The following is an 18,482-nucleotide window of genomic DNA, read 5'->3' on the forward strand; positions in this document are numbered from 1 at the left end:
CCTCCGTCTGTATGAGAAATCAGGATAGACTGCGGTCCACCCAAAGTGCAATGAAAGCATCATATATGCTTGCATAATAATTGGAACCGCCTATCTTGATAGGCGGTCTCCGAACCCACATCCGGCCGGCACCGTTGCCCGGTCCGTCCATGCCGACGGTTCGGGGGCATCGATCAGCAACAGGAGGCCAGCAATGCCCTACCCGACATATCTGCGCCGCAGCGATCCCTTTGCGCTGATGCGCTCCATGATGCGCGATCTCGACCGCGGTTTCTGGCCGTCGTCCCGCGCGGCGTTCCCGGCGGTGAATGTCTGGCAAGGCCCTGAGGCCGTTGGAGTCACCGCTGAACTTCCCGGCATCGAACCGGGCGACATTGAGATTTCGGTCAAGGACAACGTCCTGACGCTGTCGGGCGAACGCAAGGCGCCCGAGGTTCCCGAAGGTGCGCGCTGGCACCGCAACGAACGCGGTTATGGCAAGTTTTCCCGCGCTATCCGCCTGCCATTCGCGGCCTCGGATGACAAGGTCGAGGCGAGGATGACGAACGGCGTATTGCGGATCGTCATCTCCCGGCCCGAGGCAGAAAAGCCAAAGAAAATCGAGATCAAGGCAGCCTGAGAGGAGCTGGAACGATGAGCACCGACATCACGCAAGCCACCGAAAGGACGCCGACCGACACGCCCGAGACCATCGGTGGCGGCCGCATCTACCGCCCGCTGACCGATATCGTCGAAACCGATCAGGGCGTCTCCATGATGCTGGAAATGCCGGGCGTCGGATCGGATGACGTCGAGATCACGCTTGAAAACCGCGTGCTGACGATCCGCGGCAAGGTTGAGCCGATGCGGCCGGAAAACCTCGAACTTGCCCATGCCGAATATGGCGAGGGTGATTTCGAGAGGGCCTTCACGCTTTCCGAGGATTTCGACCCCGACAGGATCGAGGCCGAGATGCGCGGAGGCGTCCTCACCCTGACGCTCCCCCGAGCCCCTGAAGCGCAGCCAAAAAGGATCGCCGTCAAGGGCGCCTGAAAACCGAAGGAGACACCATCATGCAGATCAAGGACCTGATCCCCTGGGCGCGCAAGGACGGCGCGCCAGACGCCAAGAGCAGCGAAGACAACCCGATCGCGACGCTCCAGCGCGAAATGAACCATGTGTTCGAGAACTTCTGGAACCGGGTCGGTCATTTCGAATGGCCCTTTGGCAGCGGCGAGGCGAAATCCGACGTGGTCGAGACCGACAAGGCGATCGAAGTGTCGATCGAGCTGCCGGGCATGGAGATGAAGGACATCGAGGTGACGGTCAACGATGACATGTTGACTGTGAAGGGGGAGAAGAAGATCGAGCGCCAGGAGGAGAAAAAGGGATACTACCTCTCCGAGCGCAGCTACGGCGCGATCTACCGGACAATTCCGCTCCCGCCCGGTGTGGATGGCGAAAAGGCGCAAGCATCCTTCAAGAACGGGGTTCTGACGATCAAGCTGCCTCAGACTCCCGAGGCGCAGGCCAAGGTCAAGCGCATCGAGGTCAAGAACGGCTGATTTGCCACATTGGGTGTCGCCGGTTTGCGGCGTCCCCTCCGCTCCGTGCGATATCGCACCGTCTGGCGAAGCCCCGGGGAGCTTGTCTCTCCGGGGCGGCTTTCGAGGGGCAATCATGAAAGACTTGCAACGATCCGGGCTGACCCGTGAACAATGGTCGGCGATGACGCTCTACGAGAAGTTCGAGCAAGTTGTCATCTTCGTCCTCAGCGTCATCATTGCGGCGATCGTCGTGGCGTCGGTCTGGGCGCTGATGCGCGAAGTCGTGAACCGCTTGGTTCTGGGGGCATTCGACACTCTCGATTACGCCACCTTCCAGGTGGTGTTCGGCATGATCTTCACCGTGGTGATCGCGCTCGAGTTCAAGCGCTCCCTTCTTGTTGCGACCGAACGCAGCTTCGGGATCCTCCAGGTCCGCACGATCGTGCTGATCGCGCTCCTCGCCATCGCGCGCAAATTCATCATCCTGGACCTCGGCGAGACGGAATCATCCAAGATTGCCGCACTCGCGGGCGCGGCGCTTGCGCTCGGCGCTGTCCACTGGCTGGTGCGCGATCAGGACCGGCGCGAACTCGGAGGCCACGAGACGCGATGACCGCGGCCTCCGCCAGCCACCGCCTGCTCAATTTCGCGCAATCGGCGCTGCTGCTCGGGCTCATGGCCGCGATCGCCTGGATCGCGGTGACAGCGATCGTCGGACCCGAGACCGGTCTCCTCATGGCGCTCGCGATGGTCGGGGGTCTCCTGTTTGCGCCCGCGCTGCCACGCCGGCTGCTCCTCTCGGCCTATCAGGCGCAGCGGCTCACCGGTCGTGATGCCCCCGGTCTCGTCGCGGCCCTGGCCGAACTCGCCCGCAGGGCCGGGCTGCAGCGCGCGCCGGCGCTTTATCGCGTGCCGAGCCGGCTGCCGAACGCCTTCGCCCTGGGCAGCCCCGAGGACAGCGCCATCTGCGTCACCGACGGGCTGCTCGACCTGCTCGACGGCCGAGAACTCGCCGGGGTTCTGGCGCATGAGATCGGGCATATCGCCAACCGCGACCTGTGGATCATGAGCCTCGCCGACATGATGTCGCGCCTCGTCTCGCTGGCAAGCTGGCTCGGACAGTTGCTTCTGCTCCTCAACCTGCCTCTGGTCCTGGCAGGCATGGTCCATGTGCCTTGGCATGTCGTGATTCTCCTTGTCTTCGCGCCCACCCTCATGGCGCTGGTCCAACTCGGCCTTTCGCGGACGCGCGAGTACGACGCCGACCGCGCCGCCGCAGAGCTGACCGGCGATCCGGAGGGGCTCGTGCGCGCGCTCGTCAAGCTCGAACGCCGGGTCGGTCGGTTCTGGGAGGAGATCCTTCTGCCCGGCCGCCGCATTCCGGAGCCCTCGTTGCTCAGGACGCATCCCCCGACCGAAAGCCGAATCCGCCGCCTCCGGGACCTGGTCACGGGTCGCACGACCCCGATCCCCGCCCTTGTCGGCTACCCGACCGCAAGGATACCGCTGGGAGGGACACCGCCTCGGTTCCATCGCCTTGGGCTCTACTGGTAGGCCTGCAGGGAAGCTGGATCGCCCAGGAGAACGGCGACCTGTCAGAAGGCAGGTCTTCCAGAGAAGGTTGGATATCAGGCCCATCCCCTCCGCCACTTGCCCTAGCGAAAGCGTTCTCCCGATCCGGCTGCGGCCGGATTTTTCCGTTGTTTTCGAGGGTTATGCGGGAAGGGCTGAGCACTGGCCGTGCTGCCAGGTGGCCCGGAAGCGGTCTCTCGGGGTCGATATTCTCCGGACCTCTCGACTGCTCGATTTCGGTGCAGAGCCTGCAAACCTCGGAAATTCAGGGGAAAAATTGAAGGCTGACCTGAACACTTCGATGCCAGTGGCGCTATCGAAATGGAACCGGGATCGAACAACTCGGTCGCGCTTTGGCCGGAACACGAACTCTATTCTGCAGGCTCGGCGACGGCAGCGTGCTTCCTGATGATGTCCTGCACCTCGCCCGGCTTGAACGCGACATCCCAAGTCCAGCGCCCGAAACCGCCTGCTGCGTTGATCGCCTTCACCCATTCGTTCAGCGCGTCCCGCTTCGCCTTGTTCTGAGGACTGTCGGTGCCCTTGATCTCGGGCGCGAAGATCGTGCCGCCAGCAAGGCGGACCAGGAAATCCGGGACGTATCGCCGCCGGGAGCCCGCTCGCATGTATTCGATCTAGAAGGTCCTGGAGATGGACCCTTGCTCGCCGGCGCCGTCGATGAGCGCGACCGGAAGCCTTTGGGCAGTCTCCTGCCGCCCGAAGACGATCGGCCGATCCGTCTCGCCGCCCCCGAAGGTCTGCGCCGGGCGCTGATCGACCCGACGGCCGACCCGCCTCTCTCTCGACAGCGCCGCGATCGACTCAAGCGCGCCCTCGGATGCGTGGGCGCCAGACGTGCCGACGCGAGCTATCGCGAGGCGGCCGCGGTCTTTTTCGGGGGCGCCGTCTCGACGCGGATCCCTTGAAGACGGGCTCGCTCATGGCCCGGATCGCACGCCTGTCGTCCTCGGGGCAGAGCATCATCGATCGCGGTTATGGCGATCTTCCACGGTTCGCGCCACGGCGGCGATGCGCGGGCAGAAAATGCCGCTTGCGAATCTATAGGAGTCCTATGTATATGTGCTCTGGAAGGTGGAGCACATGACGACACACACGCATATCGCGACCGGCCTGGCGAAGATCGGACTGTTCCTGCGCTCGGAGAACTGGCGGCAGGCAGACGCCGCCGACCTGTCCCCGACCCAGGCGCAGATCCTCGCCCATCTGACCCGGCGCGGCCCGGCGCGCGTGACCGCTCTTGCCGAGGCGCTCGGCGTCACGCAGCCGACGGCCAGCGACGCGGCCGGCGCGCTCATCCGCAAGGGCCATGTCGCCAGACATCCCGATCCGGACGATGCGCGGGCATCGCTGCTTCATGCCACCGCCAGCGGACGGCGCGCGGCGGCGGAAACCGCTGTCTGGCCGGACGCCCTGCTCGGCGCCATCGACACGCTCGGTGCGGACGAGCGGGCCATATTCCTCAAGGCCCTCACCAAGATGATCCGCGAGTTGCAGGTCCGGGGCGCCATCCCCGTCCAGCGGATGTGCGCGACCTGCCGCTTCTTCCGGCCGAACGTCCATGGCGATCCGGCTGCCCCCCATCATTGCGCCTTCGTGGACGCCGCTTTCGGGGAGGCCAGCCTGCGCCTCGATTGCGACGAACATGAACCGGCCGACACGTCGGATGCCGACGCCCTGTGGCAGAGCTTTCTCGGCGCGCCGGCCGGACAAGCGGACGCCCCGCCCGCGGCAACGGGCGAGGCATCCTGATGTCTGAACCCTCCTCTCAACCAGGACAGGAGACACTTCCACCATGACACGGAAAGCCATCTTTTACCACGCCGGTTGTCCGGTCTGCGTCGCCGCCGAGGACAGGATCACCGAGATCATCGACCGCAGCCGCATCGACCTGGAGATCGTCCATCTGGGCGACGCGCCGGGCCGGATCGACGAAGCCGAGGCCGCGGGCGTCAGATCCGTGCCCGCCCTTGTCGTCGACGGCGCGGCGCTGCACATCAATCACGGCGCCGACCTCGCGGCGTTGCGGTGATCGCCATGAGGACCGCCACAGCGATTGCGGCGCTCGCCGCCACCCTGACCGCGCCTGCCCTGGCGCAGGCGCATGACCACGACGGCGGCATCGCAGCCGCCGCCTCGGACGCCGTCGCGGCGCCGTTCGACATCGTCCACGCCCGGATCACGACCGAGGGCAATGCCGCGGTCTTCCACATCGCCGTCTCCGGCCGCGCGGGCGAGAGCAAGCCGGCGCCATCGGGACAACTCGCGGGCAGCGAGGTCTTTTCCTACGTCTGGCCGACGAGCATCGACCCTTCCGAGGTCGGGTTCGAACGCGCGGCGGGCATCCTCGCCCTTGCGGTCACGGCCCATCCCGATTTCGACGACACGCCGCTTTTCGACGAGAATGGCGACAGCGATCCTGCCAATGACGGCGATATCTGGCACAGCCACTGGGTGGTGCTCGGGCCGGACGAGGCCTGCGGCCCCGGCGCGCTCAAGGTGATCGACATCCCCGAGGGCGCCAGCCCGCGGCTGCCGAAGACCTGGCCCGGCCTGCCGATCCTTCTCGACAGTCCGGGCTGGGACCCGCTCATCGACGCCGAATCCGTCGAGGTGCGCGTGCCGTTCGACGACATCGCGGTCGTCGAAGCTGCGTCCCATGACGGCGTGACCGCCGGCCTGCGCGTCAACGAGAGCGCCCATGCGCCGCTGCTCTGCGTCACCGACGTCTTCGACGTCGCCTCCGGCGATCTGAGCCTGCCTGGAAGGGTGAATGAGTGAGGCGATGACGGTAAGTCTCAGGCCCGCCCCCGCGCTTCATGTAGCTCGGTGGCTCAACGCCGCCGAGCCGCTCAGCCTTGACGAGCTGCGCGGCCGCGTCGTGCTGATCGAGGCCTTCCAGATGCTGTGCCCGGGCTGCGTCAGCCACGGCCTGCCGCAGGCGCAGCGCGTGCGCGCGACCTTCCCCGATACGGACGTCGCGGTGATCGGCCTGCACAGCGTGTTCGAACATCACGACGCCCAGACGCCGGTCGCGCTCGAAGCCTTCCTCCACGAATACCGCATCGGCTTTCCCGTCGCGGTCGACGCGCCGGGCGAGGATCGCGGCCTTCCGCGCACCATGGCCGCCTACGGCCTGCAGGGCACGCCCACCCTCGTGCTGATCGACCGGCAGGGACGACGCCGCGCGCAGCATTTCGGGCATGTCCCAGATTTGCGCCTCGGCGCCGAGATCATGGCGCTTATTGCCGAGCGGGAGGACGGAGCGGCCGCGCTGGAGACTGCCGCCGCTTCCGCCGCTCCGGCCTGCGACGAACACGGCTGTACAGTTCCGATACCCCAAGGAGACAGCCCCGCATGAAGTCCGCAATCGCCATCCGTCATGTCGGGTTCGAAGATCTCGGTGCCTTCGCGCCCGGGCTCCGCGCGGCCGGTTATCAGGTCCATTACTGGGACATCGGCGAGCAGGAGCTCTGGACGCTGGAGCCGGTCAAGACCGACCTCCTGATCGTGCTCGGCGGCCCGATCGGCGCCTATGAGGACGAGGCCTATCCCTTCATCGCCGAGGAGATCACCATCCTCGAACAGCGCCTCGCCGTCAACCGGCCGACGCTTGGCATCTGTCTGGGCGCGCAGCTCATCGCCCGCGCGGCGGGCGCGCGGGTGTTCCCGAGCGGCGCGAAGGAGATCGGTTTCGCCCCCATCGCTCTGACGGAGTCGGGACGGTCCTCCTGCCTCGCGCCCTTTGCGGAGGCGCCCATCACGCTGCACTGGCACGGCGACACGTTCGACCTGCCGGCCGGCGCCGAACGGCTCGCCTCCACCGATCTGTGCGAGAACCAGGCCTTCGCGATGGGGCCGAACATCATCGGCTTCCAGTTCCACCCCGAGGCGTCCGCGAAGGGCTTCGAGAAATGGCTCGTCGGCCATGCGGCCGAACGCGCCGCCGCGCGGATCGACGTGCCGCGCCTGCGCAGCGAGGCCCAGACATACGGCCCAGAGCTCGAACGCAAGGCGCAGGCGGTGCTCTCCGCCTGGCTCGGCGGGCTCGAGGTCTGAGGCGATGAGCGCGACGCCGGTCAGCCATGGCGGCTTCCCTCAGGCGCGCAGCGCCGAGGACATTGCGCGCAATCTCGCCGCGGTGCGGGCACGCATCGTCGCTGCCTGCGCGCGCGCCGGGCGCGACCCGGCGGAGGTGCGTCTGCTGCCGGTCTCCAAGACGGTGGAGGAGGCCCGCATCCGCATGGCGCATGCTGCGGGGCTCTCCGAGTTCGGCGAGAACAAGGTGCAGGAGGCGCGCGAAAAGGCCGAGGCGATGGCCGATCTTCCCATCGCTTGGTCGGTGATCGGCCATCTGCAGACCAACAAGGCGAAATATGTCGCCCGCTTCGCCGCCGAGTTCCAGGCGCTCGACAGCCTCAAACTGGCTGAAGCCCTCGACCGCCGCCTGCAGATTGAGGGCCGATCGCTGGATGTCTTCGTGCAGATCAACAGCTCGGGCGAGGCCTCCAAATACGGCCTCGCGCCTGAGGGCGCGGCCGCCTTCCTGCGCGAACTCCCGGCTTTCTCCGCGCTCAAGGTCCGCGGGCTGATGACGCTCGCCCTGTTCTCCGCTGATGCTTTGCGCGTTCGCGCCTGCTTCCGGCTGATGCGGGAGCTGCGCGACCGGCTACGCCAGGAAACGCCCGACGGCGTCGCGCTCGGTGACCTCTCCATGGGCATGTCGGGCGATTACGAGCTCGCCATCGAGGAAGGCGCGACCGTGGTGAGGGTTGGCCAGGCGATCTTCGGGGCGCGCCCGCTGCCCGACAGCTATTACTGGCCGGGCGGCGCGCCATGAGCGGGGCCACGATCGTGTCGATCCAGTCGCAACTCGTCTTCGGCTGCGCGGGCAACAGTGCGGCCGTGCCGCTCCTGCAGCGTCTCGGAGCGACCGTCCACGCCGTCCCCACCACGCTCCTGTCGAACACGCCGCACTATCCGACCATCGCCGGCGGACCGCTCGATCCCGCGCTCGTCGAGGCGCTTCTGGACCGGCTGCTCGACCGCATCGCGCCGACCGCGATCGGCGCCATCCTCACGGGCTATATCGCAAGCCCCGGGGCCGCTGCGGCCGCTGCGCGGTTCATCGACCGCGTCCGGACGGCCCACGGCCATGTCCTCGTCCATTGCGATCCAGTCATGGGCGACACCGATACCGGTCTTTATGTCAATGAAGCGGTGGCCGCCGCGATCGCTGCGGACCTCGTGCCGCGCGCGGATATCCTGACGCCGAACCTGTTCGAGGCGCGGCGCCTGACCGGCCTGCCGGACGGCGATCCTCACGCGGTTCTCGAACGCCTGCTGACGTCTCACGCCCGCATCGCCGCGATCACCGGGATCGATCCCGGCGACGGCTTCGTCACGACGCTCGGCGGCGACGGCAAGGAGCGCTGGCGGGTGCGCACGCCGAAGCTCGCTCTGCGCCCGACCGGCACGGGCGACGTGTTCTCGGCGGCGTTCCTGCATGCTTTGCTGCACGGCGCCGACACGCCCGGCGCGCTCGAGCGCGGCGTCAAGATCGTGTTCGATCTGATGGAAACCGCGTACCGGACAGGCGCTCGCGAACTCGATCCCGGAGGCTTCGCGCCGCGCCCGGCGGAGGGGCCTGTGCGCTTCGCGGCGACGTTTACCGGCAACACGATCGATCGCGCCTCAGCCACGTGAGCCCCACCGCGCGGGGGTGACGATTTCGCCGCGCCCAGAGCTCGGAAAGCGGTCCCCGCTCACGGCTATTGGCAAGCAGGCCGTCAGCCACCAAGGGGTAGCGCGCGGCGAAGTGGTCGCTCTCGAAGAGTGCCAGCATGGGCTCACGCACCAGCGCCATCATCGCGCCGTTGCCGATGGAGGAGCCGTCTTCGGGGGTCAGGGAAAGGATCAGGTCGGTCAGACTGTCGGACATGGCTAGGACGGACACCCACGAAAAGGGCTTGTTTTCCATTACCCTATCGCCTGCGTTGCCCATTTGCACGCCCGATTCAGTCCTGCGCCTGCTCCATCAGCCAGAGCGCTCGCTGTTCTTTCCAATCGAGAGGGAGCGGTTCCATCAGGTTCGCGAGCGTGACGGTCGCGGGCTGCCGCCCCTCCATGATGGCATCCACGATTTCCGGGGCCAGCAGCGACAGGCGCAGAAGCCGCGCCATGTAGGTGAAGCTGATGTTCTCTCGCTCAGCCAGCTCAGAAATCGAAGCATACTCGCCCGACTCCAGCATGCGCTTCCAGCGGAAGGCGCGCGCCAGCGCCTTGACCAGCGTGTTGTCAGTCCGCTGCGATTGCGTGGCGCCTTCGGGCATCTGCATCTCCTTTCGCCCACCGCGCTTCACGACGCGGAACGGGACGTGGAGCGTCACAGTCTCCGGGATCGGCGTGCTGCGGTTCATGCGGCGGCCTCGATGCCGCCAGCCAGGATCTCGCGGGCTAGACCGCCCAGCCCGTCGACGCGCAGGCGCACGTTCAGTCCATCCGTGCCGATGTCGACGCGCTCGACCAGCAGCGTCACGATTCGCGCCTGCTCGGCGGGGAAGAGTTCGTCCCACAGCGGATCGAGCCGCTGCAGGGCCGTGCGCGCATCGGCCTCGGTGATATCGTCGGCATGGGCGCGTGCCGCCTTCCACGTCCGCGCGACGACTTCGGGCTGGCGGAAGACGGCACGCAGCTGGTCGATCACGGCGCCCTCGATCTCGCCCGCAGGCACGCGGCCGACCGGACACGACCCGGCGCCATGCTTCAGCACGGTCTGGCTGACGTAGTAGCGGTAGAGCTTGTCGCCCTTTCGGGTGTGGGTCGGCGAGAACGCCGCGCCGTCGGGTCCGTACAACAGCCCCTTCAGCAGCGCGGGCGTGTCGGCGCGGGTGCGGGCCGCGCGCTTGCGCGGGCTCTCCTGCAGGATGGCGTGGACGCGGTCCCAAGTCTCGCGGTCGATGATGGCGTCGTGCTCGCCCGGGTAGCTCTCGCCCTTGTGCACCGCCTCGCCGATGTAGGCGCGGTTGTTCAGCATCCGGTAGAGGTACTTCTTGTCGATCCGGTTGCCGCGCGGCGTGCGGATGCCGCGCTTCGCCACGTCGCGCGCCAGCTCCGTTCCCGAGCCGATTTCGAGGAAGCGGGCGAAGATCCAGCGGACATGGTCCGCAGATTCGTCGTCGATGATCAGCTTCCGGTTCTCGACCCGGTAGCCGTAGGGCGGCACCCCGCCCATCCACATGCCCTTGCGCCGAGAGGCCGCGACCTTGTCGCGGATGCGCTCGGCCGTCACCTCGCGCTCGAACTGGGCGAACGAGAGCAGGATGTTCAGCGTCAGCCGGCCCATGGACGTGGTCGTGTTGAACGACTGCGTGACCGAGACGAAGGTCACGCCGTTGCGGTCGAACACCTCGACCAGCTTGGCGAAGTCGGCGAGCGAGCGGCTGAGACGGTCGATCTTGTAGACCACCACCACGTCGACCAGCCCGTCCTCGATGTCCTCCAGAAGCCGCTTCAATCCGGGGCGTTCCAGGGTGCCGCCCGAGATGCCTCCATCGTCGTACTGATCGCGGACGAGCACCCAGCCCTCGGATCGCTGACTGGCGATGTAAGCCTCGCAGGCCTCGCGTTGGGCGTGGAGCGAATTGAACTCCTGCTCCAGCCCTTCCTCGGAGGATTTGCGTGTGTAGATGGCGCAGCGCAGCTTGCGGACGACCTTCGATTTCTCGGGCGGTTTCGTCATGTCCGCCCCCTGTGGTTCTTGAGCCCGAAGAACACCCAGCCGTTCCAGCGCGTCCCGGTGATCGCCCGCGCGATGGCGGACAGCGACGTGTAGGGCCGCCCCTGCCATTCGAACCCGTCGGCGGTGACGGTTACGATCTGTTCGACGCCCTGCCATTCGCGCAGGAGGCGCGTGCCGGTGATCGGGCGGTCGCGGTCGGCGCGGATGCCACGCTTCCTCTTGTCGCCGCCGTCCAGTTCCTCGCCGAGCCGTTCCAGCCGCCGGATCGTCTCCGGCTTCAGCCCGCCATAGGCCAGTTCCTGGATGCGGTAGGCCAGGCGGCTTTCGAGATAGCGCCGGTTGAACGGCGGCGGCTCGCTGTCGAACAGGTCGCGCCACTGCGCCTTCAGGTCGGGCGTCGTCGCCGTCTTCAGCGCGGCCAGGCGCGCGGGGATGGGGTCGTGCTCGGTCATGCGGTTCTCCGTTGAGTTGGAGTTGCATGACGGCATCGGTCGGCCGGAGAGTGTAGGCGAATTTCTCCAGTACCGTCAGAAGGTTCACCCCGCTCGCGCTGCCGAAGCCGGACGAGACCGAGCGCCAGAAGGCCGCACAACTCGGTGCGGCGTTCGGCTGCGGTCATCCGGTCGGGCGGCAGGGGATTGGGGCGCTTCATATCGAGGGGGCCGGTGTCTGTGGTGTCGTCACAGAGGAAAAGCCACCTTCGGTGCCCCGATGGGACACCCACACCGGCTATTGGAACAGACAAGGAACAAAAATGCTTGCCTGTGGCCTGCGACTCCGCGATCCTCTCCGGTTGAATCCCTACCGAGCAGCAGTTGATTGAGGTGTGTTCATGCCGCGCAAGTCTCTTCCTTTGGGCCCCGAATCCCTCGGTCTGATCGAAGATGCGCGGATCGATCTACTGCGTGCAGCGCTCGCCGTTCGGGACGACGACAGCGAGCCTGAATTCGACCTGCCCGAGGAGATGCCCGATCGCGAGGACGAGGACGCCGTCCACGCATTTCGGGATCGGCTGATCGAGATCCTCTCCGAATTCGACCCGGATGAACTTCGCCCGACCGAAACCCGGTCACGCCGCATTCGCGCGCTCGCCAGCGGGAAGGGCGTCACGTCGCTCGAAACCATCGTGGTCCAGAAGCTGGATCACGAACGGGCGCAGGAATTCGACGATCAGCCAGACCCGCTCTGCAGGAGCATCTGGGCGTTTCTCAATGCCCGCGAGACCTTCGAGGACGCGGAGAGCTTCCACTTCGCCCGACAGTTTCGCGACCACCGCAAGCTCTATGACGCCTTCGAGGTCGATCTGGAAACCGCGACGCCGCTCGATGCGGCGTCCGTTGACGAGCGGGCGCTCGAGATCCGGATCAAGGAGGTCCTCGAGCTCAAGCCGGCGATCTCCTGCACCGTCCGCGCGCTCGACCTGCCGAAGACCGACGCGCACCCCGCGTCGATCATGCTGATCGTGCGTCATGGCGGGCCGCTCTCCAGCGTCTACAACCATCGCGACGACGGCCGGCGCGCGGCGATCTATTATCGCCCGCCGAACGAGGCGACATTGATCTACACACCGTCGCTGCGGCAGATCGAGGTCTGCGCGGACAGCCCGCTGGTTCGCCAGCAGGTCAGCGACACCTTCGCCGAGGTCGCGCTCAACCACGACATCTCCCGGAAGCCGCTCACCTGGAAGCGCTACAACCTCACGCGCTTCCGGTCTTCGCTGGCGCTCGAACGCCCTGCCATCGAGGGCTACGACATCAGCGACGCCCGCGTCCTGGAGGCGGAGGTGCGCCTCGGCCATTGGCGGCGCAAGCTGCTGCTGAAGGTCACCATCGACGACGACATCGAGGAGGTCGCCGACCAGTACCTCGGCGCGCGCAACGTGTTCCGGCGTGCCGAGCGTTTCAGCCGGATCGGCATCGCGGTGGTCTACAGCCGAACCGGAGATGCGACCGAGCGGACGCTCAGCATCACGATCTCGGGCACGAAGAGCTGCAATCTCCAGAGCCACAAGGATCCGGAAGAGCGCAGCCTCGGATTCATGCTGCTCCAGGAGTGGGGCATCCTCAGCGCCTTCCGTCAGATCGACCCGTCAGACCTGCGAGCGATGTTCGCCGAGTTGATCAAGCTGCACGACCGCGTCGAGGACGAGGTCACGGGCCAGTACCTGCGTGAGCTCGGTCTCGACGCTCAACGGCTGATCGAAGGCGGGCTGCTCGAGCGGCGCGACCGGCAGGACGTCGTGCTGATCGAGGATGGCGACATCGATGGCGAAGGAGCCGTGAAACCGTCCGAGAAGCCAGGGATGGTCCGGACCGTTGGGCCTTTCGGCGAGGAAGCCGGTGACGTGCCCGCGGGCGATCTCGACAAGTATTCGATCAACGCGGACTGGCTCCACGAGACGATCCTGCGGCTGCTGAAACCGCTGCTGACGCGGCGCGGGTTGCAACAGATCCTCGACCCGGACCTGACCCTGCTCGGCGCGATGGAGATCGGCGGCGCCGAGGTGCCGCTGTATTTCGCGCGGCGGCTGAACGACCTGAAGACCGTCGAACGGCTGGACCTGGCGATGCGCGCGCGCAACCAGGCGGGCGTCGGCATCGTGCTGTCGGCCAGCGAGGACATGCCCTCCCATCTCGGGCCGAACGTCGTGGTGCCGTTGCTGTCGAACATCGCGCCGGCCGAGGAGGAATTCGCGGTCGCGCGCGACGGGCTCGAGATGGCGTTCCGCAGCAACTTCGCGCTGGCACGCGGCGGCGCGACACCGCAAGTGCTCCGCTCCGGCAAGCAGTCGGGGATGCTGCATGTGCCGGGGAAGGATCCGCTGCCTCTTACCGGCCCAGACCAGATCACGATCTTCGAGCGTCTTGTGGCAGCCTCCAAGACGGGCAGCCCGGACGTGCAGGTTAAGGATCTGATGGACGGGCTCGGTTCGCGCAGTCCCCAGCAGGCATTCCGACCGAAGACCTGGGAGAGCATCCTGAACGTCTACATCGCCAAGGGCGAGAAGCGCGGCTACTGGCGGCTGGTGATCGACGGGGCGTCGCCCGAACCGGCCGTCTAACAACGGTCTAACATGGCGTGCGGGACGGTCTAACAAGCGGCTGATTACTGGAAGGGCTCCACTTCAGAGGAGCACTTCCATGCCGACTCCCTTCCCATCGCGCCAGGCGGCCCCGACGAGGCGATCCGGCGCCGCGAACGCAAATCCCACCACCGCGTACTGGCGCTGCACGCGCTGCGACAAGCTGCTCGGCGTCTGCCGCGACGGTCGCATGCACCTGCGGTTCGCGCGGGGTCACGAGTATCTCGTGGGCTTCCCGGTTCAGGCCACCTGTCGAGGCTGCGGCACGCTGAACCACGCGACCGCACCCGCGCGCTGACGCGCGCATCCACCCACCCCCCTGAAACAGCAGAGACGCGCGACGTCCTGACCTGGCCACCACAAGGCGCCGGACGCCTGGCCGGAAGGCAGGCGTCCGATGTCCTTCGCGTGGCACGAAATCCGCGACCACCTCATGCAATCCTCTTCCACTCTCGGCTTCCAGCGCAGCTTCGACGCGCTCCGATGCGCGCACGCATCCATCGCACGGTTTCCGGACCGGGCGGCGCTTCTCGAAGCGTTGCACCGCGGTCCCGACAGCCCGGCCGGCAAGAACCGGATCCTCAGGGCGCTGATCGCGGCGGCGCAGGACGACGATGGCGCGTCCGATTGCGCCGCGACGGTGCTGCTGCTGGCCCTCTGGCCCGGGCTCGACGCGATCCGGCGTCGCGCAATGGCGCGCAGGATCGCGCCCGCCGATGAAATCGTCTCCGACATTCTTGCGCGGACGACCGAGGCCATTCGCAGCCTCGATCCCGACCGCGTCACCTGGATCGCCGCCACGGTGCTGCGGAACCTCGAGCGCGACATCCTCCGGGCGCGAAAGCGTGAAGCGGAACTCGAGGGCGTCGCCGCCGAGATCGATCCCGATGGGATCCCCGCGGCGCAGGGAGAGCCTGACCGGGCCCTTCATCGCGCGCGGCTCGTCGACGACATGCGCACGCTGATCGGGGGCGACGCGGACCTCGTCAACCGCGTCGCCGTCGAGGGCTGCTCGCAGGCCGAAGCGGCGGTCCAGCTGGGCCTCACAGAAGCGGCCGCCCGCAAGCGCTACCAGCGCGCCTCCCGCAGGCTCCGCGATCACCTCCAGGAAATCGTCTGACCCGATGTCCCGATCCGGTGCGCCGGATGGCTTTTCCCCAGTGACCGGCAAGCACGCCGCCGAACAGCACGAACAAGGATGGACCATGCAGGAACGCCACCCAGTCCCCGCAGGCGAGATGGTCAGGATCCCGGGCCTCTATCGGCGCTGGGAACTGCCCGAGGTTCTGAAGAACCACCAAGCCTACCGGATCGAGGACGCCGGCGCGCATCAGGACGGCACGCCGCTCCTTGCGGTCTACGCCGCCTATGACGGCGATGACCCGGCCGCGCCGGTCGCCGCCGCCCCGTTCGCCGGTCTCCGCACCCGCCCGGTCGGGCCGATTTCCCGACAGGCCGCCTAGCGGTTGGCGGCGGAGATCATGTTCATGGGCAAGACCCCGTTCATCACCGTCCGCGCCAGCCGCCCGCTGAGCGAGATCGAGTTCTGCGCGTGGGTGGCGCAGGCCGCGCCCGGCGACCGGCTCGAATACCATCGCGGTTTCCTCGTGCTCGACATCTTCCCGATGCTCGGGCGCCTGGCGGACCGCGAGCGGGAGGAGTTGGCGCGGCTCGGGGCGCGCGCCTTCTGGGCCGCCGAGCAGGGCCTCGTCCACCTCGTGCAGGAGCGCGTGGGCCCCGACCGCTTCGCCTACATCGCCGTCGCGCGCCCGAAGCCCAAGCACGCCGCCGCCTCGTTGTCGGCGCTGCTGCTCGAGGAGCAGGCGGCGTGAGCTCTCCCATCCAGACCCCCTTCGCCAATCACGGAGACCCGTTCATGGCCTGGCCAAACAACAGCCCCACGCCCGACGACCTGCCGGGCATCCCCGATGCCGACCTCGCGCAGCTGCCTGTGGAACTGCTCGCCATCCTGCAGCGCGAGACCGAGGAGGCGCTGAAGCGCGCCAAGGCGGCGAAGGCCCGGCTCGATGCCGCGCTGACCGTCCGCTACGCCACCCGCGCCGCCGAGGAGCGGCAGGCCCGGGGCAAGGACACCGGGACGGTCCGCTTCGACGACGGCGATTTCACCGTAGTGGCCGATCTGCCGAAGAGGGTGGATTGGGACCAGGAGCGGCTTGGCGAGATCGTCGAGCGCATCCGCCGCTCGGGCGACGACCCAGCGCAGTATGTCGACATCGCCATCAAGGTGCCGGAGCGCAAATACGCCGCCTGGCCCGACAATATCCGGGCGGTGTTCGAGCCCGCACGGACCGTGCGCACAGGCGCGCTGAAGGTGGAGCTCCTGCCGCAGGGAGGCGCGGCATGAGCCTCCGGATCGTCACCGCGGACGAGCGGCTGCGCGAGGCGCAGGGCAAGACCACCATGGCGCTGTTCGGCCCGAGCGGCGCCGGCAAGACAACGCTCCTGAAGACGCTGCCGGCCGAGGAGACCGTCTGCCTCGATCTCGAGGCGGGGCTGAAGTCGGTGCAGGACTGGCGCGGCGACAGCCTGCCGATCCGTCGCTTCGCCGACGCCGTGGACATCGCCTGCCTGATCGGCGGGGCGAACCCGGCGGCGCAGCCCGACGAGCATTTCTCGGAGGCGCACCACGCGCATCTGCGCGGACAGCATCCGGAACTCGCCGCGCGGCTCGACGCCAAGCGCATCGTGTTCGTCGACAGCATCACCGACCTGACGCGCCAGGCGATGGCCTGGGCCAAGACCCGGCCCGAGGCGATGTCGGAACGGACCGGCAGGCCTGACACCCGCGGCGCCTATGGGCTGCTCGCCCGCGAGGTGATCGGGCTCCTCAAGCACCTCCAGCACGCGCCGGGCCGCACAGTGATCTTCGTCGGCATCCTCGAGCGGATCACCGACGAGATGAACCGGACCATCTGGCAGCCGCAGATGGAGGGCGGCAAGGCCGCGCGCGAGCTGCCCGGCATCGTCGACCAGGTGATGACCCTCGGCCTCTTCAGCCCCGAGACCGGCCCCGATGGCGCGACCGCCTGGCGGCACGACCCCGAGAAGGGCGAGACGCGCCGCCTCGTCTGCCGCTCCGGCAATCCCTGGGGCCTGCCTGCGAAGGACCGCTCCGGCCGCCTCGACCTGACCGAGCCGGCCGATCTCGGCGCGCTCCTCTCCAAGATCAACCACGCACCGAAAGGATGAACGAGATGACCTTCGACATGAACGACGTGGCGCCGCAGCAGTCCGGCGACCTGATCCCCGACGGCACCTTCGCCAAGGTGACCATGTCCATCCGCAAGGGCGGCACGGACGGGGCGAGCGAGGTGGATCGCGGGCTCCTGAAGCCCTCGAACCAGCCCGGCAGCGACGTGCTGATGCTCGACGCCGAGTTCACGGTGGCCGAGGGGCCGCATGCCCGGCGCAAGTTCTGGCAGAACTTCACCGTGCAGGGCGGCAAGCTTGACGAACAGGGCCAGTCGATCGGCTGGAAGATCTCCAAGAGCCAGTTCCGGGCCATGATCGACAGCGCGCTCGGCCTGAACCCGGAGGACATGAGCGAGGCGGCGAAGGCCAAGCGCGTGCTGCGCGGGCTCGCCGATCTCGACGGGATCACCTTCGTCGCGAAGATCCAGATCGAGCCGAACCGCAACCCCGCCTACAAGGACGCCAACAAGCTCGACCATGTCGTGCTGCCCACCGCGCCCGAGTGGCAGAAGGTGATGGCCGGCGAGACGGTCCCGGCGCAGCCGTCGAACAAGCCCCGGCCGGCCGCTGCGCCCGTACAGCCCGCGACGCCGGCATGGGGCCAGCCGCAGGCCGCCGCGGCACCGGCCGCGCCCGCGTGGTCGTCGCCGGCCACCCAGCCCGCCAGCCAGCCTGCCGCCGAGCCCGCCGCGCCGAAGGCCACGGGCGGTCCGGCCTGGCTCAACCCGTGAGCCCGGACGAATGGCAGGCGCATGTCACCACGGAGGCGGCCCTTGCGATGGGGCGCTGGCTCGAGGCGCGGGGGTGGCTCGACCGCCCCATCGCCAGCCTCACCCGGCGCGATCTGGAATGCATGGCCTCGAACGCCATAAGCCGGTTCATCGTGCTGGCCTCCGAGCGCCGAACCGCCGCGCCGGACGAGGAGGAGCGAAACGCGCTCGACCTCCTGCTGATGGGCTGACCCGCGCCGAACTCGGCCGCCGCGTGCCCTGCGCGCTCTGCGGCCGGGAGGCCCAGGGCTTCGGCTACTGCCACGGCCTGCGCTGGGACCGCCATCCCCATCACCGCTTCTGCTCGATGGCCTGCCTCACGGCGGGCTCGGCCAACGCCAAGAGGAACCACGGCATGATCGACAAGACCGAAATGGAAACCCGCGCGATCCGCGAGGCGCGCCGCGAGCTGGCCGAGGCGCTGACGGAGATGGGGCTGATGGAGCCCTTCTTCGACCGGCCGGCCGAGGACATCGACCGCCTGATCGAGGCCTGCGTCGACGGATTTCAGGCGTCAATGCAGCGCCAGTCCGACGCCGGCGACGTGCCGTTCTGAGGAG

26 protein-coding genes and 1 pseudogene are annotated in these 18,482 nt (G+C 67.6%); 22 read left to right on the forward strand and 5 right to left on the reverse strand.

The genetic code is table 11. The features are described from left to right. The first annotated feature begins 193 nt into the window (after window positions 1-193). The 5 genes from JW792_RS13890 (at window position 194) to JW792_RS13910 (ending at window position 3,080) form a co-directional block, all read left to right on the forward strand. Window positions 194-619 (forward strand): Hsp20/alpha crystallin family protein, encoded by a 426-nt coding sequence (locus tag JW792_RS13890; RefSeq protein WP_135995194.1) that lies wholly within the window; start codon window positions 194-196, stop codon window positions 617-619. Between the two features lie 14 nt (window positions 620-633). Further along, window positions 634-1,032 (forward strand): Hsp20/alpha crystallin family protein, encoded by a 399-nt coding sequence (locus tag JW792_RS13895; RefSeq protein ID WP_135995193.1) that lies wholly within the window; start codon window positions 634-636, stop codon window positions 1,030-1,032. 20 nt (window positions 1,033-1,052) lie between these two features. Beyond that, window positions 1,053-1,544 (forward strand): Hsp20/alpha crystallin family protein, encoded by a 492-nt coding sequence (locus tag JW792_RS13900; protein WP_086466662.1) that lies wholly within the window; start codon window positions 1,053-1,055, stop codon window positions 1,542-1,544. A gap of 163 nt (window positions 1,545-1,707) precedes the next feature. Then, entirely contained in the window at window positions 1,708-2,139 is a 432-nt protein-coding gene (locus tag JW792_RS13905) for a phosphate-starvation-inducible PsiE family protein (RefSeq protein ID WP_277419629.1), read from the forward strand. After that, window positions 2,136-3,080 carry a zinc metalloprotease HtpX gene (locus tag JW792_RS13910; protein WP_135995191.1) on the forward strand — a complete coding sequence of 315 codons (945 nt, stop codon included), beginning with the start codon at window positions 2,136-2,138 and terminating at the stop codon, window positions 3,078-3,080. Before JW792_RS13905 ends, JW792_RS13910 begins: the two co-directional genes overlap by 4 nt. A 389-nt stretch (window positions 3,081-3,469) precedes the next feature. On the opposite strand, the pseudogene JW792_RS13915 reads toward JW792_RS13910, so the two are convergent. After that, window positions 3,470-3,733 (reverse strand): annotated as a pseudogene (locus JW792_RS13915) (hypothetical protein); the annotation flags it as partial. Window positions 3,734-3,757: 24 nt separating this feature from the next. Here JW792_RS13915 and JW792_RS13920 point away from each other — a divergent pair. From JW792_RS13920 to pdxY, 8 genes are all read left to right on the forward strand, one after another. Then, the gene (locus tag JW792_RS13920) at window positions 3,758-4,024 is read left to right on the forward strand and encodes a DNA -binding domain-containing protein (protein WP_158291561.1); all 267 of its coding nucleotides are present in this window, start codon (window positions 3,758-3,760) and stop codon (window positions 4,022-4,024) included. A gap of 175 nt (window positions 4,025-4,199) precedes the next feature. Further along, window positions 4,200-4,868 (forward strand): MarR family winged helix-turn-helix transcriptional regulator, encoded by a 669-nt coding sequence (locus JW792_RS13925; protein WP_135995189.1) that lies wholly within the window; start codon window positions 4,200-4,202, stop codon window positions 4,866-4,868. A 43-nt stretch (window positions 4,869-4,911) separates the two neighbouring features. Then, entirely contained in the window at window positions 4,912-5,148 is a 237-nt protein-coding gene (locus JW792_RS13930) for a thioredoxin family protein (protein ID WP_135995188.1), read from the forward strand. Window positions 5,149-5,153: 5 nt separating this feature from the next. Then, a complete protein-coding gene (locus JW792_RS13935; protein WP_135995187.1) occupies window positions 5,154-5,897 on the forward strand; it encodes a hypothetical protein in 744 nt (247 codons plus the stop codon). Beyond that, a complete protein-coding gene (locus tag JW792_RS13940; protein WP_206340815.1) occupies window positions 5,890-6,477 on the forward strand; it encodes a redoxin domain-containing protein in 588 nt (195 codons plus the stop codon). The genes JW792_RS13935 and JW792_RS13940 overlap by 8 nt, the downstream gene beginning before the upstream one ends. Further along, on the forward strand, window positions 6,474-7,175 hold the full coding sequence (locus tag JW792_RS13945; protein WP_135995186.1) for a glutamine amidotransferase: 702 nt from the start codon (window positions 6,474-6,476) through the stop codon (window positions 7,173-7,175). The genes JW792_RS13940 and JW792_RS13945 overlap by 4 nt, the downstream gene beginning before the upstream one ends. A 4-nt stretch (window positions 7,176-7,179) precedes the next feature. Then, window positions 7,180-7,956, forward strand: a complete 777-nt coding sequence (locus tag JW792_RS13950; protein ID WP_135995185.1) for a YggS family pyridoxal phosphate-dependent enzyme — start codon at window positions 7,180-7,182, stop codon at window positions 7,954-7,956. Beyond that, a complete protein-coding gene (gene pdxY / locus JW792_RS13955) occupies window positions 7,953-8,822 on the forward strand; it encodes a pyridoxal kinase (protein WP_135995184.1) in 870 nt (289 codons plus the stop codon). The genes JW792_RS13950 and pdxY overlap by 4 nt, the downstream gene beginning before the upstream one ends. On the opposite strand, the gene JW792_RS13960 is transcribed toward pdxY, so the two are convergent. Genes JW792_RS13960 through JW792_RS13975 form a run of 4 tightly spaced genes read right to left on the reverse strand, consistent with a single transcriptional unit; the run spans window position 8,785 to window position 11,309 of the window. Continuing rightward, the gene (locus JW792_RS13960; RefSeq protein ID WP_135995183.1) at window positions 8,785-9,096 is read right to left on the reverse strand and encodes a hypothetical protein; all 312 of its coding nucleotides are present in this window, start codon (window positions 9,094-9,096) and stop codon (window positions 8,785-8,787) included. The two genes, pdxY and JW792_RS13960, sit on opposite strands and share 38 nt — an antisense overlap. Before the next feature lie 37 nt (window positions 9,097-9,133). Further along, window positions 9,134-9,535 carry a hypothetical protein gene (locus JW792_RS13965; protein WP_135995182.1) on the reverse strand — a complete coding sequence of 134 codons (402 nt, stop codon included), beginning with the start codon at window positions 9,533-9,535 and terminating at the stop codon, window positions 9,134-9,136. After that, window positions 9,532-10,857, reverse strand: a complete 1,326-nt coding sequence (locus JW792_RS13970; RefSeq protein WP_135995181.1) for a recombinase family protein — start codon at window positions 10,855-10,857, stop codon at window positions 9,532-9,534. Before JW792_RS13970 ends, JW792_RS13965 begins: the two co-directional genes overlap by 4 nt. Further along, window positions 10,854-11,309 (reverse strand): DUF2924 domain-containing protein, encoded by a 456-nt coding sequence (locus JW792_RS13975; RefSeq protein ID WP_135995180.1) that lies wholly within the window; start codon window positions 11,307-11,309, stop codon window positions 10,854-10,856. The genes JW792_RS13970 and JW792_RS13975 overlap by 4 nt, the downstream gene beginning before the upstream one ends. A gap of 380 nt (window positions 11,310-11,689) precedes the next feature. Between JW792_RS13975 and JW792_RS13980 the strand changes: the two genes are divergently transcribed. The 9 genes from JW792_RS13980 to JW792_RS14020 all read left to right on the forward strand — a co-directional run bounded on the left by JW792_RS13980 (window position 11,690) and on the right by JW792_RS14020 (window position 18,478). Further along, window positions 11,690-13,918, forward strand: coding sequence for a hypothetical protein (locus JW792_RS13980; protein ID WP_135995178.1), 2,229 nt, complete (start codon window positions 11,690-11,692; stop codon window positions 13,916-13,918). A 418-nt stretch (window positions 13,919-14,336) separates the two neighbouring features. Next, entirely contained in the window at window positions 14,337-15,059 is a 723-nt protein-coding gene (locus JW792_RS13985) for an RNA polymerase sigma factor (RefSeq protein ID WP_135995177.1), read from the forward strand. A gap of 40 nt (window positions 15,060-15,099) precedes the next feature. Beyond that, entirely contained in the window at window positions 15,100-15,402 is a 303-nt protein-coding gene (locus JW792_RS13990; RefSeq protein WP_158291560.1) for a hypothetical protein, read from the forward strand. A gap of 24 nt (window positions 15,403-15,426) precedes the next feature. After that, window positions 15,427-15,771, forward strand: coding sequence for a hypothetical protein (locus tag JW792_RS13995; protein ID WP_135995175.1), 345 nt, complete (start codon window positions 15,427-15,429; stop codon window positions 15,769-15,771). A 44-nt stretch (window positions 15,772-15,815) separates the two neighbouring features. Next, complete coding sequence (locus tag JW792_RS14000) at window positions 15,816-16,304, forward strand: hypothetical protein (protein ID WP_135995286.1); 489 nt, start codon at window positions 15,816-15,818, stop codon at window positions 16,302-16,304. Then, entirely contained in the window at window positions 16,301-17,149 is an 849-nt protein-coding gene (locus JW792_RS14005) for an ATP-binding protein (protein WP_135995174.1), read from the forward strand. Before JW792_RS14000 ends, JW792_RS14005 begins: the two co-directional genes overlap by 4 nt. A 5-nt stretch (window positions 17,150-17,154) precedes the next feature. Continuing rightward, window positions 17,155-17,883 (forward strand): hypothetical protein, encoded by a 729-nt coding sequence (locus JW792_RS14010; protein ID WP_135995173.1) that lies wholly within the window; start codon window positions 17,155-17,157, stop codon window positions 17,881-17,883. Continuing rightward, window positions 17,880-18,113: a hypothetical protein gene (locus JW792_RS14015; protein ID WP_135995172.1), complete on the forward strand. Its 234-nt coding sequence runs from the start codon at window positions 17,880-17,882 to the stop codon at window positions 18,111-18,113. Before JW792_RS14010 ends, JW792_RS14015 begins: the two co-directional genes overlap by 4 nt. A 23-nt stretch (window positions 18,114-18,136) precedes the next feature. Further along, a complete protein-coding gene (locus JW792_RS14020; protein ID WP_135995171.1) occupies window positions 18,137-18,478 on the forward strand; it encodes a DUF6511 domain-containing protein in 342 nt (113 codons plus the stop codon). Window positions 18,479-18,482: the final 4 nt, after the last annotated feature.

It is taken from the genome of Marinicauda algicola, from assembly GCF_017161425.1.
Taxonomy (GTDB): Bacteria; Pseudomonadota; Alphaproteobacteria; order Caulobacterales; family Maricaulaceae; genus Marinicauda; species Marinicauda algicola.